The 13,623-nt window shown below is 67.5% G+C and carries 19 protein-coding genes and 1 tRNA gene; 16 read left to right on the top strand and 4 right to left on the bottom strand.

Annotation, left to right across the window (positions count from 1 at the left end; all coding sequences use genetic code 11):
* Positions 1-259: 259 nt before the first annotated feature.
* The 3 genes from FB470_RS21430 to FB470_RS21420 all read left to right on the top strand — a co-directional run bounded on the left by FB470_RS21430 (position 260) and on the right by FB470_RS21420 (position 2,444).
* A complete protein-coding gene (locus FB470_RS21430; RefSeq protein WP_306994150.1) occupies positions 260-964 on the top strand; it encodes a hypothetical protein in 705 nt (234 codons plus the stop codon).
* Between the two features lie 8 nt (positions 965-972).
* On the top strand, positions 973-1,545 hold the full coding sequence (locus tag FB470_RS21425) for a hypothetical protein (protein ID WP_306994148.1): 573 nt from the start codon (positions 973-975) through the stop codon (positions 1,543-1,545).
* 476 nt (positions 1,546-2,021) lie between these two features.
* Positions 2,022-2,444, top strand: a complete 423-nt coding sequence (locus tag FB470_RS21420; RefSeq protein ID WP_306994146.1) for an SMI1/KNR4 family protein — start codon at positions 2,022-2,024, stop codon at positions 2,442-2,444.
* Here the strand turns inward: FB470_RS21420 and FB470_RS21415 are convergent.
* Both FB470_RS21415 and FB470_RS21410 read right to left on the bottom strand, forming a co-directional pair.
* Entirely contained in the window at positions 2,434-3,228 is a 795-nt protein-coding gene (locus tag FB470_RS21415) for a hypothetical protein (protein ID WP_306999418.1), read from the bottom strand. The genes FB470_RS21420 and FB470_RS21415 overlap by 11 nt on opposite strands.
* Positions 3,229-3,231: 3 nt before the next feature.
* The gene (locus FB470_RS21410; RefSeq protein ID WP_306994144.1) at positions 3,232-4,059 is read right to left on the bottom strand and encodes a hypothetical protein; all 828 of its coding nucleotides are present in this window, start codon (positions 4,057-4,059) and stop codon (positions 3,232-3,234) included.
* A gap of 148 nt (positions 4,060-4,207) precedes the next feature.
* Here FB470_RS21410 and FB470_RS21405 point away from each other — a divergent pair, with 148 nt between their 5' ends.
* From FB470_RS21405 to FB470_RS21350, 12 genes are all read left to right on the top strand, one after another.
* Positions 4,208-4,591: a hypothetical protein gene (locus FB470_RS21405; protein WP_306994143.1), complete on the top strand. Its 384-nt coding sequence runs from the start codon at positions 4,208-4,210 to the stop codon at positions 4,589-4,591.
* 453 nt (positions 4,592-5,044) lie between these two features.
* Positions 5,045-5,212, top strand: a complete 168-nt coding sequence (locus tag FB470_RS21400) for a hypothetical protein (protein ID WP_306994142.1) — start codon at positions 5,045-5,047, stop codon at positions 5,210-5,212.
* Positions 5,213-5,476: a hypothetical protein gene (locus FB470_RS21395; protein ID WP_306994140.1), complete on the top strand. Its 264-nt coding sequence runs from the start codon at positions 5,213-5,215 to the stop codon at positions 5,474-5,476. It abuts the gene before it with no gap.
* Positions 5,477-5,515: 39 nt separating this feature from the next.
* Complete coding sequence (locus FB470_RS21390; protein WP_306994139.1) at positions 5,516-5,665, top strand: hypothetical protein; 150 nt, start codon at positions 5,516-5,518, stop codon at positions 5,663-5,665.
* Positions 5,666-5,758: 93 nt separating this feature from the next.
* The gene (locus FB470_RS21385; RefSeq protein ID WP_306994137.1) at positions 5,759-7,123 is read left to right on the top strand and encodes an FtsK/SpoIIIE domain-containing protein; all 1,365 of its coding nucleotides are present in this window, start codon (positions 5,759-5,761) and stop codon (positions 7,121-7,123) included.
* Positions 7,123-7,497, top strand: coding sequence for a hypothetical protein (locus tag FB470_RS21380; protein ID WP_306994135.1), 375 nt, complete (start codon positions 7,123-7,125; stop codon positions 7,495-7,497). The genes FB470_RS21385 and FB470_RS21380 overlap by 1 nt, the downstream gene beginning before the upstream one ends.
* Positions 7,498-7,499: 2 nt before the next feature.
* On the top strand, positions 7,500-7,739 hold the full coding sequence (locus tag FB470_RS21375) for a hypothetical protein (protein WP_306994134.1): 240 nt from the start codon (positions 7,500-7,502) through the stop codon (positions 7,737-7,739).
* On the top strand, positions 7,739-8,131 hold the full coding sequence (locus tag FB470_RS21370; RefSeq protein ID WP_306994132.1) for a hypothetical protein: 393 nt from the start codon (positions 7,739-7,741) through the stop codon (positions 8,129-8,131). The genes FB470_RS21375 and FB470_RS21370 overlap by 1 nt, the downstream gene beginning before the upstream one ends.
* A gap of 16 nt (positions 8,132-8,147) precedes the next feature.
* Entirely contained in the window at positions 8,148-8,861 is a 714-nt protein-coding gene (locus FB470_RS21365) for a DUF2637 domain-containing protein (protein ID WP_306994131.1), read from the top strand.
* A gap of 113 nt (positions 8,862-8,974) precedes the next feature.
* Positions 8,975-10,321 carry a replication initiator gene (locus tag FB470_RS21360; RefSeq protein ID WP_370876690.1) on the top strand — a complete coding sequence of 449 codons (1,347 nt, stop codon included), beginning with the start codon at positions 8,975-8,977 and terminating at the stop codon, positions 10,319-10,321.
* Positions 10,318-10,494, top strand: coding sequence for a helix-turn-helix transcriptional regulator (locus tag FB470_RS21355; protein WP_306994128.1), 177 nt, complete (start codon positions 10,318-10,320; stop codon positions 10,492-10,494). The genes FB470_RS21360 and FB470_RS21355 overlap by 4 nt, the downstream gene beginning before the upstream one ends.
* Complete coding sequence (locus tag FB470_RS21350; protein WP_306994126.1) at positions 10,494-11,699, top strand: tyrosine-type recombinase/integrase; 1,206 nt, start codon at positions 10,494-10,496, stop codon at positions 11,697-11,699. Before FB470_RS21355 ends, FB470_RS21350 begins: the two co-directional genes overlap by 1 nt.
* 115 nt (positions 11,700-11,814) lie before the next feature.
* Here FB470_RS21350 and FB470_RS21345 read toward each other — a convergent pair.
* Together FB470_RS21345 and FB470_RS21340 are read right to left on the bottom strand one after the other, a co-directional pair.
* Positions 11,815-11,888: transfer RNA gene (locus FB470_RS21345), tRNA-Pro, on the bottom strand.
* A 36-nt stretch (positions 11,889-11,924) separates the two neighbouring features.
* Positions 11,925-12,485, bottom strand: a complete 561-nt coding sequence (locus tag FB470_RS21340; RefSeq protein ID WP_370876689.1) for a DJ-1/PfpI family protein — start codon at positions 12,483-12,485, stop codon at positions 11,925-11,927.
* A 299-nt stretch (positions 12,486-12,784) separates the two neighbouring features.
* Between FB470_RS21340 and FB470_RS21335 the strand changes: the two genes are divergently transcribed.
* Positions 12,785-13,600 carry a GlxA family transcriptional regulator gene (locus FB470_RS21335; protein ID WP_306994124.1) on the top strand — a complete coding sequence of 272 codons (816 nt, stop codon included), beginning with the start codon at positions 12,785-12,787 and terminating at the stop codon, positions 13,598-13,600.
* Positions 13,601-13,623: the final 23 nt, after the last annotated feature.

Genomic DNA, 13,623 nt, shown 5'->3' with positions numbered 1-13,623 from the left:
CCTTATTCGGGTCTGTGTCGACCAGCGGCGGACCGGTCGCAGCGTCGCTGACCTGCGAATGGGCTGCTCGTCGAGCGTTGTCGTCTGCCGTCCTCTGCGGGTGGCGTGTTGCACGAATGTGGCATGCGCGGTTCGTTGTTGCTGCCAGCCTCCAGCTGTCGCTACCTCGAGAGTTGGCAGACACAAACAACAGTGCTTGTGCGCGTCGACTTCTGTACGCGAAACGTAACATCGCGACTGCGTTACGCGATGATGGGACGTGGGTTCCGTCAACTGGTCCGAGCGAGAGACCATCAGTGCGCTGCTGAGGTATCAGCCAGCAAGATCACCGTTGGAGCCCCACTGGGTTTCCTGTCTTATGGCGGGTTTGCGAGACGCCCGGTCGGCAACTGGGCGTGACGTCGAATCGGGCAATGTTGATCCTGCGACGATTGATAAGATTGGGAATTGGCTAGGCGCCCTTGGCTACATGGTGTTGCTTGACCAAATTGGCCAATGCTACAGAATTCGGAGCGTTGAACTAAAACAGCCAGCGTCCGATTTCGTGAACGCGCTTAGCCTGTATGCCCCTGAGATTTCTTTTCTTGAAGCGCAAGCATTATGGGCGTTGAGATGCAGTTTTGCCCACAACTATGGTTTAATAAACGCGCCGAAAATCAAGAACGTCATTTTGCGCGAGCAGTTGACGCACCATTTTCTGCTCGATGCGAGCTCGGATCCGGGTGCGCCGCTCGTTCGTCTTCCAAAGGTCAAGTGGGACGGCCAACTTGCCCATTGCAGCAAATTCAATGCGACTTGGGTGGATCTACGATCGTTGGGTGATCTTGTAGAAGCAATTTACCGTAAGCTCGTTGAGCTTCATGACGAAAACAGCCTCGTTCTTGGTTTGCCTGGCGGGCTGGCTGAGTTGCAAAAGCGGTTCGCAATCACTATTCATCCAGGGCTTAGAATGGTCGGGCCGTAGGGGGAGAGATGAGCGCAGAGGAAGACGACTACGACTATGTCATGGCCCGATCGTTCGCTGAGCGATGGGCGTATGGTGCTCTTCGGCAGGCGGAGCGCCTTAGGGACTCCTTGGGCCGGGCAACCGTGGACGAGCGAGCGTCTCAGGGTTTGCCGCCCGAGAGCGTCACGAAGCGGTTGGATGCGGCATGGGTCGAGCAGCACCTACTCCTGGTCTCCACGCAGCAATTCGAAAAGTGGGCGACGCGCATGCTCAAAGCCCGTGGCGAAATAAGAGACAAGGAAAGCGATCTGCTTCGATTTCTTCGAAATAGCTTGGAGCACCTCGACGAGGCAGTTTTGGATGGCGGCTATGCTGTGCCTGGCGACTCGGGAAATTGGTCGCTACGTCAACTTCCAGAGGGTCGCCTCCCCTTGGGAATTGAGATAGTCGACGGGCAAGCAAAGGTTCTCGATCTTCTAGACCTCGACGAAATCCAACGAAATTGCGAAGAACTTGCGGACGAGATTTTTGAGGAGATGGCGTCACCTTATATCGACGATATGATAGACGCCCGCATGGAAGAGTTGCGTGGGCTATAAGCAGCCAACGGACTTGACCGTTATCCGATCCGAAAGTGCTTGGTGGTCATCCCGTCGCCTGATGGCGTCTCGATCACGCCGCGTTGGGGCCGCAACCTCCGTGCTAAGCCGCCGGCCGAAGTTGCCAACCTTGCGGCCCCGGCGTGGCGTGATAGCCATCAGATCAGGCGACGGGATGACCACCAAGCGCCCACCCTGCCAGCGCAACCGGGCCTGCACTCCCCCGGTCATCCCGGAGCCTGCCTGCCCGGCGAGGGCATCTTTCTTCTTCCTTCTGCGGCGGCTGCGGGGCCGCCCGGCCTCCGTCGAACCGCCACGCGGGACCGGCGCCAGCCGCACGCCCGCGTCTGGCGGTTCGACAGGATGAGGGCCGGATCAGCGGCCCCGCAGGGGCCGCCTTGAACAAGTAAGGAAACTCTGAACACGCGAGCTCAAGCCCCTAGCGGCCGCAGCGAGGTTCAGGAGATGATCTGCGGGTGACTGCTTGGGCCGCGATCTTGAAGGTTGACCAGTGGGGATTGCGGCTGAGCGAGGGTGTGTCGGCCTCTGAGCTTGCGAGGACAGAGCGCGCTTTGGGCATAGGGCTGCCGCCGCACCTGCGAGAGTTTCTGGCCTTCGCCAACGGGTTTGAGGACTTGAGGGGCCAGTGGCGGCCCGCGTGGTCGTGCAAGGTAATCGTCTCCGACAACCTGAGAGCCTGGCAGATGGAGATGCTCCCGCGAACCTTGATCGGCTTCGGTGATGACGGCGCAAGCACGTGCTTCTGCGTGCACACCGACCTCGAAAACCTAGAGGTTGTTCGCTGGTCCTGGATCGCGCAGGAAGCAGAAGAGACCTTTACCGACATGCCCACGTTCTGGCAACGCTGGTACGCCGATTCCCCCGGCTCTACGGACTGAGCTGCACAGCTGCGATCGCCTTATCGTCATGTCGCTTAGCGCGCGGCAACTTGCGTGCATGCGGGTCCTTGTCGCGTTCCCACTGCTGGCAGCGGTCCAGGATGCGGGCAAGCTCGTCGGAACTGGCGCCCGCGATCCTCTCCCAGTCGGTGAGGCCAACGTGGGTCATCGTGTTGTACGCGCCATCAGTAGCGAGGACTGCCCAGGGCACCGCCGACACCGGCCGATGCTCGACGAGCGCATGGTGAGCGGCTTCCGGTGATGCTTCCGCGATCCAGAACCCCCCGGGTCGGTTCCGGCGCTCCCCCTGCTGAGTCTGCAGCTGGCGCAGCAAAGCACGGTGGGCCTCGTCGTATCCCCCGCCCTCCGCCAAACGCTGCCGATACTGACGTCGCGGGGCAAGGTCCAGTTCATCCATCCGCTCGTCCGTGAGAACCTCGTCGGGCAGGATGGCTACGCTGTCGCCCAGGCTCAGGAGATCGACCACGCCATTCGTTTGCCGGAGCATCGTCACGGTGCTGGAGGGCGACCTCCCGGGCTCCAGTTCAAGCGCTTTGGCCGTCAGCGCGATCGCCTCGGCGAGCACCCCTTGCAGCTCGGCGTCCGGCTGCTCGGTCAAGCACGCGACGATCTGCCGGCCGAGTTCGTCGGCGTAGGTCGAGGCGGGCACGGGCACCGGCACGAACGCCGACGCTCCATCAAGCACGATGACAGCGTTCGGGGTGGTGAAGATCTTGTCGTCGCTGTCCTCGATGGGCGGGAGCTGGGCCGTGGCTACTCGCATCACTCACCAGACGTACGGACCGGCGGCAAGTTCGCTGCCGGTGATGGTCAGTCCTTCGTATGTCGCGCGCACCGCCAGGGAACAGCTCTTGTCCCCCACCTGCCCGAACACCTCGGCGAGGTGCGCGGTCAGGTAGTGCGTGGCCCCCAGGGAGGCGATTCCATGGATGCCCGCGATGTGGACGATCACACGTCCCTCCTGACGGTGGCGCGCCACATACGCCACATCCGCGGACTGGGGCTCCGACTCGTCACTCGGCGACCCGTACCGCTCCCCTGTCGGGCGGTGCTCGATCCACCAGCGTCCATCCGCCTCGACCATCCCCAAAACCGGGTCACGCGACATCAGGTCCGCGCCAACCGGTGCCGACTTGGGACCACAGACAACCACGGAGTCACCAGCCGGCGGCTCTTCCCGGTCTGGCTCGATCTGGTACCGGGTGACGGCAAGCGCCAAGCTGTCGAGCAGCCGTTCCAGCTCTTCACCGGTCCGGGCATCCTCGGCAGCGATCAAGGGACGTTCGCGGTCAGTCGTCTGGTAGCGGTACGGAACGCCAACACTGACCGGACCGACGCCGAAGAACGCCCGCTCACGCGGAGGCGCGGTGCTCCGGATCTGGGTGACCCGCCCCTTCGTGATCCCCAGCGCTGCTGCGATCTCGGTATAGCTCATCCCTCGCTCGCGGTGCGCCTCTTCGATCGCGGCCTTACGCAGGCGAGCAAGCTCCGTGGCGCGCTGCTGGTAGAGCATGAGCAGCGAGGACGCCCGCTGGCCCCGCCGGATCGGGTCCGGGTCCCGGCGGACGCTCTCGAACTCGCTCTCACTCTCCATGCAGCCGAAGTTTAGTCCCCCTTGACAGTAGGCGCGAGGGTGCCTATGTTCGTGTTTAGACCCCCTCAACGACGACAAACATCAGCACGCCTCGGGAGTTTAGGGGGCCTACACCAGCTCCGAGGCTGGCACTTGGAGGACGACAGCAATGCAGGACATCTCGATCAACCTGGGGAACTACCGGCTGATGGTGACGGAAGCGCCGACGGTGAAGATGCGGGAGAACCCGCGCACCGGGGAGCTGGAGACGGTGACCAACCGTCAGGGTGAGGTGCAGTTCGTGGTGGTGCTGTTCGCCAAGCCGATCGCGCAGCCGGGCAAGCGTCCGGGCAAGGGCGAGGAGATCCGCGTCAACCTCCCGGCGGACCCGGGTGACGGGTTCGACGAGGGCGGCTACGTGGAGCTGATCAACCCGGTCCTCAACACCTACGAGATGCGGGACGACAACGGGCGCATCACCGCCTCCGGCCTGTGGTTCAAGGCCGACGGGTTGAAGCCTGCCGGGCAGCGCGGTCTGTCGTCCGCCGCGTAGCCCCGCACTGACCGGCGGGTGACCGGTCGCGGGGTCTTCCTCCCCGGGCCTCGCAGATCAACATCCTGGAGCGCTGCCCGTGTGGGCGGCTGCCCGTTCGAGTCGGGCCAGCGCGCTTTCCTGTTGTTTGAGAATTACACAGTGGGCCGATCCATGCCTAAATTCGCGCCTTTTGTGGTGGCGCGCCTTGATTCCCGGCTTTTCCGTCCGGGGGTCTTGGGGTCCTACCACAACACGTGATTGGGGTAAGGAGATGCGTAATCGAGACTGGATTGATGGTGACTACTGGTCTGGCAAGGACGAGGACACCCCGGGCGGGTTGTCCACGTTCGATCCGCACGGGCCGCAGCGGAGGGCGCGATGACCTGCCCGAACGGCCACGGTGACTGGTTTCTGTCCACCGCAAGGATCGCCACGTGCCGCGTGTGCGCCTGTCAGTGGAAGGTGTGACTCGTGATCTCCGAAATTCGGGACATCATCGCGGCCGCGACTGCAGCGTATGAACGTTTTGCCGCAACACAGCCGGATCGCGAAACGCGGGTGACCGTGAGCAACGCGGTGCGTTTCCTGGTGGCTGACCTGACCTCGGCAGCGGAATACGCGGCGGGAAAGGGGAACTGAATGCAGATCGAGGCGATCAACCGGCGCGCTCGGGACCGCTACGGCAATTTCGTGACCGCGATGGACCTGGTGCTGGAAGCACTGGAGGGCCTGACCGGACTGATCGAGAAGGTGGACGACAAGCACGAGGGCACCGGGTGGGCGGTGGCCACCCAGGACGAGTTGAAGGGCTACCGGTCCCAGGCGGTCGATGAGCTGGAGCGGCTGCGGGCGGTGGCGAAGAAGTACGAGACCGAGCTGGTCTCCCGCGAGTGGAGGGTCTGACCGATGGCAGGTCATCAAGTAGACCGCGCACTAGATGCCGTGGACGCCGCGATGCGGCAGCTGCGGCAGGCGATCAAGGGCATTCCGGTGCGGCGAGAGGGCTTCAAAGGCCACCACGACCGCATGGCCAAAGCCGTCGCCAAGCTCACCGTCGCACTGTCCGACTCCCGCTCCGCGATCAAGGACTAACCCAACACCACACACGTCAGCAGGGACCGGCCTGACCACCACACCCACGGTGGCGGGCCGGTCCCTCTCTTTTCGTTCTCGGAAGGGATCATCATGGCTTCGGAATTCTCCAAGCGGGCCAAGGGTGCTGAGGTCAAGGCCGCCGCCTGGCTCGGCCGGCACCCGGGCAGCGTGCTCACCCCGGCCGCCCTGACCGCCTCGGGGCTGGAACTCGGGTGGACCACCACCGGCGGGATCGTCTGCGGCACCGCGGCGGGCCTGGGTGCGTGGTATCGGGCGCATCCGGACACCTTCGACCGGTTCGCCGCACCCCGGCTGCGGGCCTGGCGGCGCCGCTGGATCACCTACCTCGGGCCGCGCTGGCGCAACGCCCTGATCGCCTGCGACCTGTTCACCACCAACCGCAAGACCGGCGAACTGCACGTCCCCCGCCTGATCCGGATCCGCTCCTACTCCCCGAGCGTGGACACCCTCTACGTCAAGCTCCACCCCGGCCAGCACCTGCGGCAGTTCGAGGCCCGGCTGCCCGAGCTGACCGAGGCGCTCAAGGTCGAGCGGATCGCACTCGAGCGGGTCAAGCCCCGGGTGATCGCCCTGGTGGTGGAGCGGTCCGAGCCGTTCACCGAGGTCATCGAGGCCCCGGAGCTGGTCTACGACTCCGACGCGATCGAGCTGACCAACCTCTACGTCGGCGAGACCGAGTACGGCGGCGACTGGCGGCTCTCCGCGCTGGGGCAGCACCTGTTCGTCGCCGGGGCGACCGGTGCGGGCAAGAACTCGGTGGTCAACGCCCTCCTCCGCGGGCTGGCCCCGCTGATCCGGGACGGCGCCGTCAGGTTGTGGATCTGCGACCCCAAACAGATGGAATCCGCCAAACTCGCCGGCATCGCCCACCGCTACGCCGCCGACGACGCCACCTGCATGGAACTGGTCGACGACTACGTCGCCGACATGCAGGCCACCCAACGCGGCCTGGCCGACCAGGGCACACGCAAGATCAGCCCCTCCCCGGTCACGCCGCTGAACCTGCTGATCCTCGACGAGATGGGCGCCCTGCTCGCCTACGGCGACGCCTCCGCCGCCCGCGGCCTGAAACGGCAGCTCGCCCTTGTCGGCTCCCAGGGCCGCGCCACCGGCCACTCCATGGTCGGGCTGGTGCAGGAACCCACCAAGGACACCGTGCCGGTGCGGGACCTGTTCACCACCCGCGTCTGCCTGCGCGTCACCTCCGCCGCGCACGTGGACATGGTGCTCGGCGAAAACGCCCGCCTCCGCGGCGCCCTCGCCGACGAAATCCCCAACACCCCGGAAACCTCCGGCATCGGCTACGTCATCCGGCAGCGCTCCCGCGTCCCCATGCGCGTCCGCGCCGCCTACGTCGACGACCGCGAACTGGACGAACTGGTCGAGTTCGTGCGGGCCGGATGGCGCGGCGCCGAGCTGCGGGTGGTGGCCTGATGCTCATCGACGTCCGCTATCCAGCCGTGATCGACACCCCGCACTACCTGCTCGTCGTGTGGTGCCACGACTCCGTTTCCCCCGAGTCGGGAATCCTGCACCCAAACTGGGCCGCCGCCGAGCGAGAGCAAGAACGCTGGCGGGTCAAGATCCAGCAAAGTCCCGCGGCCCGTGACCACGAACCCGAGATCTGGAGATACCAGCCGGTGTTCCTCCTGCGCTGCGGCGACTGCGGCGACACCCCCGGCGAAGGCCTGCGGTCCTTTGTCGACTGGTGGGACCTACAAGACGAGGTCGCCAACCACCCCGGCTGGTCCACCACCAGCGAGCAGCACGTGTTCTGCCCCCATCACCGACTGGCCAAGGAGTACTGATCATGATCACGCTGCGGTTCCTGTGGTCCTGGACCAAAATCACCGGCCTCGCCTTCATCGCCCTGCTCATCGAACGCGCCCTGATCCACGGGTTCTGGCCCTTCGCCCTCGCCGCCGCCCTCACCCTCGCGATCTGGGCCGTCATCACGGTCGGGCTGTACCGGGAGTGGCGAGCACACGGCACCGGCTACCGGCACGAGGTCAACGAATGGGTCACCGGTCGGCCGGACCGGAGGCCGTGATGGAAGACGAGTTCGAGCTGTTCACCACACCGGCCACCGAGGCCCCGGCCCCGTCGCGGCCCTGTCCGCCACCGCGACCGCGTAAGCGCTCGAAGGCGGTCATGAGCCCGGCATTGGCTCAGGACGTGCTGGCGGAGGTGCAGGACGGCCGGTATGGGCTGCTGGACGACTCCGACCGGGTGGTGTTGTTCGAGGACACCGACCGGGTGCGGATCGCGGGCGACGAAGACGCCGTGCACGCCCTCCTCCAGGGCCGCTACGTCGAACGGTGCCCCGCCCGCGAAACGGTCTCGTGCCTGCACGGAGTGGTCCGGCGGCCGGTCTCGCCGCTGCGGCTCACCAGGCAGGGCAGGAACCTGCTCGCTCGCTGGTCCGCGCTCAAGCCCTACTGACGAAAGGAGAACCACCGTGTCCAAGGTGGACAGCCTCAAGGGGACCGGCACTCGTCTCGTGGAGGTGGTGCGGGTGCTGGTAACCGTGGTGCTGGGCGGGATCGGCGCGGCCGCCGGGTTCACCCACACCCACGACTGGGCCGTCCACCACGGACAAACCGGGTGGCTCGCCTGGGCCGACGCCGTGGTCATCGAGGGCATCGCCATCGTGGCCGGGTTCGAGGTCCGCCGCGACCACCACGCCGGCAACACCCGCAGGATCACGTTCCCGATGGTCGTCCTGGTAGCCGGATTCGGCATTCAGATGACCGCCCAGGTCGCCCTGGCCGAACCCACCCCCGGCGGCTGGCTCTTGGCCGCGATGCCCGCCCTCGGCTTCCTGGTCGTGGTCAAGCTCCTCATGCGCCGCACACCCGCTCCCGCCGCCACCAGCACCCCGGCCGAACCACCGGCCACGCCCCTACCGGAAACCACGACGGCACCCGTACCGACCACCACCCCGGCCCCGCCTCCGCGTCCACTCCCGCCACCCGCGCGGGGATCGACACTGGCGAAACTGCCGGCCGGGCTGCGTGAGTCGGTCACCCGCACCACCGCAACCGCCCACAGCGCTGGCCGCCCGGTCACCGCCGATGACCTGTCGGGCGCGGTGAAACTGCCCGACGCGATGCTTACCGCCCTGCTGGACGAGCTGAACACCAGCGTCAACCACCACCCCGTCACCACCTGACCCGCGCAGAGCACCTCCCGCTCCGCGCATCCCTGCGAGGGACGGGCCGCCGGACATCCCCACCGGTCGGCTCGTCCCTCGCCCTCGTTCCACCCCCTGCACGACAAGGAGGCATTTTCGTGAACGCTGAGGTCACCGACCTGGCTACACGCATCCAGCACCGCCTTCGCGCACCCGACTACCGCACCTGGCGGGCACGAGTGGAGGCCACCGGCGGATGCCTCAAACCCGTCCACCTCTCCGGCTTCCGCAAGCTCATCGACCGCTCCACCGGCACGGTGCTCGACCGGCATGCCGGGACGATCTACGCCCCCTGCGGCAACCGTCGCGCCTCGGTGTGCCCGGCCTGCTCCGACCGCTACGCCGGGGACGCCTTCCAGCTCATCCGCGCCGGAGTCGCCGGAGGCAAAACCATCCCCACCGACGTCGCGGACAGGCCGCGGCTGTTCGTCACACTGACCGCTCCGAGTTTCGGCGCGGTCCACACCCGGCCGACGACTCGGCATGGCAAGCCTCGGCCGTGCTCGTGCGGCACCTTCCACCACCCCGACGACCCCCGCCTGGGTACCGCGATCGACCCGGACGCCTACGACTACCGCGGTGCGGTGCTGTGGCAGGGCCACGCGGGGGAGCTGTGGCACCGCTTCACCATCCGGCTGCGCCGGGAGCTGGCCACCGCGGCCGGCCTGCGGGTCAAGGACTTCTCGCAGCACGCCCGGCTGTCGTACGCCAAGGTCGCCGAGTACCAGCGCCGCGGACTCGTCCACTTCCACGCCGTGATCCGCCTCGACGGCCCCGACGGTCCCCACGACCCGGCCCCGGCCTGGGCCGACGCCGACCTGCTGGAGCATGCCGTCCGCGCCGCCGCGCAGACCGCGCAGGTCACCAAGACGCTCGACCTCGACGGCCGGACCGAGGAGCACACGTTCACCTGGGGTCAGCAACTCGACATCCGCGTGATCCACCGACCCGACCAGGTCGAGGACCGGCACGGCAACCTCACTGATCAGGCGCTGGCCGGCTACATCGCCAAGTACGCCACGAAGGGCACCTCCACCAGCGAGACCCCGGACCGGCGGGTGCACTCCGAACGCCACATCGACCACCTCGACGTGCACCCCCACCACAAGCGGATGATCCGCGCGGCCTGGCAGCTCGGCGGCAACGACGACCTCGCGTTCCTCCGCCGCTGGGCGCACATGCTCGGCTTCCGCGGTCACTTCCTGACCAAGAGCCAGCGCTATTCGCTGACCTTCACCCAGCTCCGTGGTAACCGCCGCGCCTTCCAGCAGCACACCGCCCTGCATGCCCTCGGCGTCGAGCCCGGCTCGGTGGTCGTGGTCAACCACTGGAACTACACCGGCAACGGCCACGCGGACGACGCCGAACGTGAACTCGCCGAAGCCATCTACCAGCGCAAACGCGACAACCGTGCGACCAAAAAGGAGGACAAGCCGTGACCCGCAAGCTCCTGTCCATCGAGGACCTGGCCGACTACCTCGGCGTCCCCAAGGGCACGCTCTACCAGTGGCGCACCAAGGGCTACGGGCCGCAAGGCCGGCGGATCGGCAAGTACGTGCGCTACCGCCCAGAGGACGTGGACGCCTGGGTCGAACAGCAGGGGGTGGCCTGATGGCTCGCGCATGGGTCTACGACCGTACGAAGAAGAAGGACTACCAGGAGGCGGTCAAACGGGCCAAGGCCAAGGGGCGGCAACCGCCGTCGCGGTGGCTCGTGCAGTACTACGACCGGGCGGGCAAGCTCCGTTCGGAGGTCGCGCCGAGCAAGGCCCGTGCTGAGGCCCGGCGGACCGAGCTGGAAGCGGACCTCAACGCGGGCACCTACGTCGACCCGGCCGCCAGCAAGGTGACGGTCGGCGACATGGCGGAGAAGTGGTTGGAGTCCCGCCACGACCTCAAGAAGTCCACGTGGTGGAAGTATCGGGGCATCCTCGACAACCACGTCATTCCCCGCTGGGGCGACATGCAGTTGCACGCGGTGGACCGCGAGGACATCGCCACGTGGGTGGCTGCGCTGCTCAAGCCGAAGTCGGAGGAAGGCAGCGGGCTCGGCCCGTCGCAGACCCGGCATGCCTACCGCGTACTCGCGATGGTCCTGGAGTGGTGCGTGCCCCGCCGCTTGCAGGTCAACCCGGCCCGCGGGGTCAAGCTCCCCATCCGACCCGAGAACGAGCACGTCTACCTGAGTTACGAGCAGATCGAGAAGCTCGCCGACGCCGCGGGCGGTCTTACGACCAAGTACGGCGTGCCGACCGCCTCGGCGGCCGTCAACCGGGCCTTGATCCTGCTCCTGTCCTACACCGGCCTTCGGTGGGGTGAGGCTGCCGCTCTGCGCATCGGCCGGGTGGACCTCGACAAGCGGCGGGTCCGGGTCGCGACGACCTTCTACGAGGTCAACGGCGTCCAGCATGAAGGCCTGCCGAAGACGGGCAAGCGGCGCACGGTGCCGATCCCCGCGTCCCTGGTCCCCGAGCTGCGCCGGGTCATGGGGAACCGGCCGGCCAACGAGCTGATCTTCCGCACCGCGCGCGGGCACTCACTTCGGGCGAACAACTGGCGAGTCCGGGAGTTCAACGCGGCGGTGAAGGAGGCCAAGCTCGGTGTTGAGGGCCTGACCCCGCACAAGCTCCGCCACACCGCGGCGTCGCTCGCGATTGCAGCCGGTGCGGACGTCAAGGTGCTCCAGCAGATGCTTGGGCACGCCGACGCGGCCATGACGCTGAACATCTACGGGCACCTGTTCCCGGACCGGCTGGACGAGGTCGCCGACGTGCTCGATCTCCGGCGGACCGCGGCCCTGGACAAGCGAGCGGCGTAGCAACGTCCAACAACGAGAACCGCCCCGTGTGGCATGAATGTGGCATGCACCGGGGCGGTTCTCGGGCAGAAAGACGAAAGCGGCCCGTCTACCTGGGTAAACGGGCCGCTGCCGGTCGGGATGACAGGATTTGAACCTGCGACCCCTTGACCCCCAGTCAAGTGCGCTACCAAGCTGCGCCACATCCCGGCCATCACCACCGTGGTGGCGACGGGGCATAGCTTATTACGGACCGCACACGCGCCGGTAGCGGGGTCCCCCATCAACTCGACCTGGGGAAACGGTGGGGCTGACCCCCAGCGGTCCCACCGCGAGATCACAGCCGCGCGGCCAGGCGGGCCCGCAGCGAGGGCTCGGACGCGAGTCCGTCCCGCAGGGCGGTTCCGGACAGGCCCCGGAACCGCTCGCGTGGCGCGGCCGCCCAGTCGAGGCCGCCGAACGGGGGGTCGGGGTCGTACTCGATGCCGAACTGCAGGACCTCGCAATGTCCTCGCCGGCGAAGCGGGCCGCCAGGTGGAGCGCCATGTCGATGCCCGCGGCGACACCCGCGGCGGTCAGTATCCCGCCGTGGTCCACCCAGCGGCGCTTGACCGGCACGGCACCGTACTCGCGCAGCGTCTCCAGGAACGCCCAGTGCGTCGTCGCCTTCCGGCCCGTCAGCAGACCGGCCGCGCCGAGGATCAGCGAGCTCGGGCGCACCGACGCCGGCGCTGCCACCGCCCGCCCGTACTCCGCCAGGCGCTGATCGGCCAGGGCGCGCATCGTTCCGGCCGGCCCGCCGGGCACCACCACCGCGTACGGCGACGGCACCTCGTCGAACGTGCGGTCCGCGACCAGCGACGCGGCGGTGTCCGTGGCGACCCGGCTCCAGGGACGCGGCCACCACCGTCTCGAAGGACGGGTCCGCCGCCGGCAGCGCGGACAGCACCTGGAGCGGACCGACGAGATCCACCACCGTCAGCCCCGGGTACAGCACGAAAGCAATCGTCTTCCGGCCGGGCACGTTGCCGGGAAGCGGCGGCACCGACACGGGCCATGTCCGAGAACCTGGGAACCGCGGCGGAGGGGACGGGTACCTGCGCCGCATGGTGTTCGTCGGGTACGAGGGGGCCGCGCAGGGACGGCTCGACCGGATCCGGGGGCCGATCGACACCCTGATCGTGGGGGGCGGCTTCGGGCACGAGCGCGCCGCCGCGGACGTCCGGCTCACCACCCACGTCCGCCGGGTCGCCGCGACGGCCAGGCGGGTCGCGTCGGTGTGCACGGGGGCTTCGGTGCTCGCCGCGGCGGGGCTGCTCAACGGGCGGCGGGCGACGACGCACTGGATGTGGGCGGGCGTGCTGGCCCGGCAGTACCCCGAGGTGACCATCGACCCGGCGCCGCTGTTCGTCCAGGACGGCAACGTGCACACGGCCACGGGCGTGACGAGCGGGCGGGACCTGACGCTGTCGTTCGTCGAGGCGGACCACGGTCCGACGATGGCGCGCGAGGTGGCCCGTTCGCTGGTCACCTACCTGCAGCGGCCGGGGAACCAGGCGCAGGTCAGCATGTTCCTCACCGCTCCCCCGCCCGAGCACCGCGTGGTGGCCGACCTCGTCGCCCACATCACCGGCCACCCGGACGGCGATTTGTCGACCGAAACGCTGGCCAGGCGGGCGGGTTTGAGCGCGCGGCAGCTGACGAGGCTGTTCCGGGAGCACGTCGGGACCCCGCCGGGCCGGTTCGTCCAGCGCGCCCGCACCGAGGTCGCGTCCCAGCTGCTCGCCACCTCGGACCTGCCGCTGTCCGCCGTCGCGCGGCGCTGCGGGTTCAGCTCGGCCGAGACGTTGCGGCAGGCGTTCGTCGAGCTGTGCGGGACACCTCCGTCGGCCTACCGGCGGGTACACCGCAGGGCGGCGTGAGCCGGCGTTACCGAATCTCTACA

Origin of the sequence: Amycolatopsis thermophila (assembly GCF_030814215.1) — a bacterium.
Taxonomy (GTDB): Bacteria; Actinomycetota; Actinomycetes; order Mycobacteriales; family Pseudonocardiaceae; genus Amycolatopsis_E; species Amycolatopsis_E thermophila.
This window is presented reverse-complemented; position numbering and strand designations above follow the sequence as displayed.

What these genes read in the sequence shown, in the direction of transcription:
- FB470_RS21415 (WP_306999418.1), bottom strand. Translation starts at nt 3,228, where the DNA reads ATGCGAGTAGCCACGGCCCAGCTCCCGCCCATCGAGGACAGCGACGAC.
- FB470_RS21370 (WP_306994132.1), top strand. Translation starts at nt 7,739, where the DNA reads ATGGAAGACGAGTTCGAGCTGTTCACCACACCGGCCACCGAGGCCCCG.
- FB470_RS21375 (WP_306994134.1), top strand. Translation starts at nt 7,500, where the DNA reads ATGATCACGCTGCGGTTCCTGTGGTCCTGGACCAAAATCACCGGCCTC.
- FB470_RS21395 (WP_306994140.1), top strand. Translation starts at nt 5,213, where the DNA reads ATGCAGATCGAGGCGATCAACCGGCGCGCTCGGGACCGCTACGGCAAT.
- FB470_RS21425 (WP_306994148.1), top strand. Translation starts at nt 973, where the DNA reads ATGAGCGCAGAGGAAGACGACTACGACTATGTCATGGCCCGATCGTTC.
- FB470_RS21350 (WP_306994126.1), top strand. Translation starts at nt 10,494, where the DNA reads ATGGCTCGCGCATGGGTCTACGACCGTACGAAGAAGAAGGACTACCAG.
- FB470_RS21405 (WP_306994143.1), top strand. Translation starts at nt 4,208, where the DNA reads ATGCAGGACATCTCGATCAACCTGGGGAACTACCGGCTGATGGTGACG.
- FB470_RS21380 (WP_306994135.1), top strand. Translation starts at nt 7,123, where the DNA reads ATGCTCATCGACGTCCGCTATCCAGCCGTGATCGACACCCCGCACTAC.
- FB470_RS21335 (WP_306994124.1), top strand. Translation starts at nt 12,785, where the DNA reads ATGGTGTTCGTCGGGTACGAGGGGGCCGCGCAGGGACGGCTCGACCGG.
- FB470_RS21385 (WP_306994137.1), top strand. Translation starts at nt 5,759, where the DNA reads ATGGCTTCGGAATTCTCCAAGCGGGCCAAGGGTGCTGAGGTCAAGGCC.
- FB470_RS21410 (WP_306994144.1), bottom strand. Translation starts at nt 4,059, where the DNA reads ATGGAGAGTGAGAGCGAGTTCGAGAGCGTCCGCCGGGACCCGGACCCG.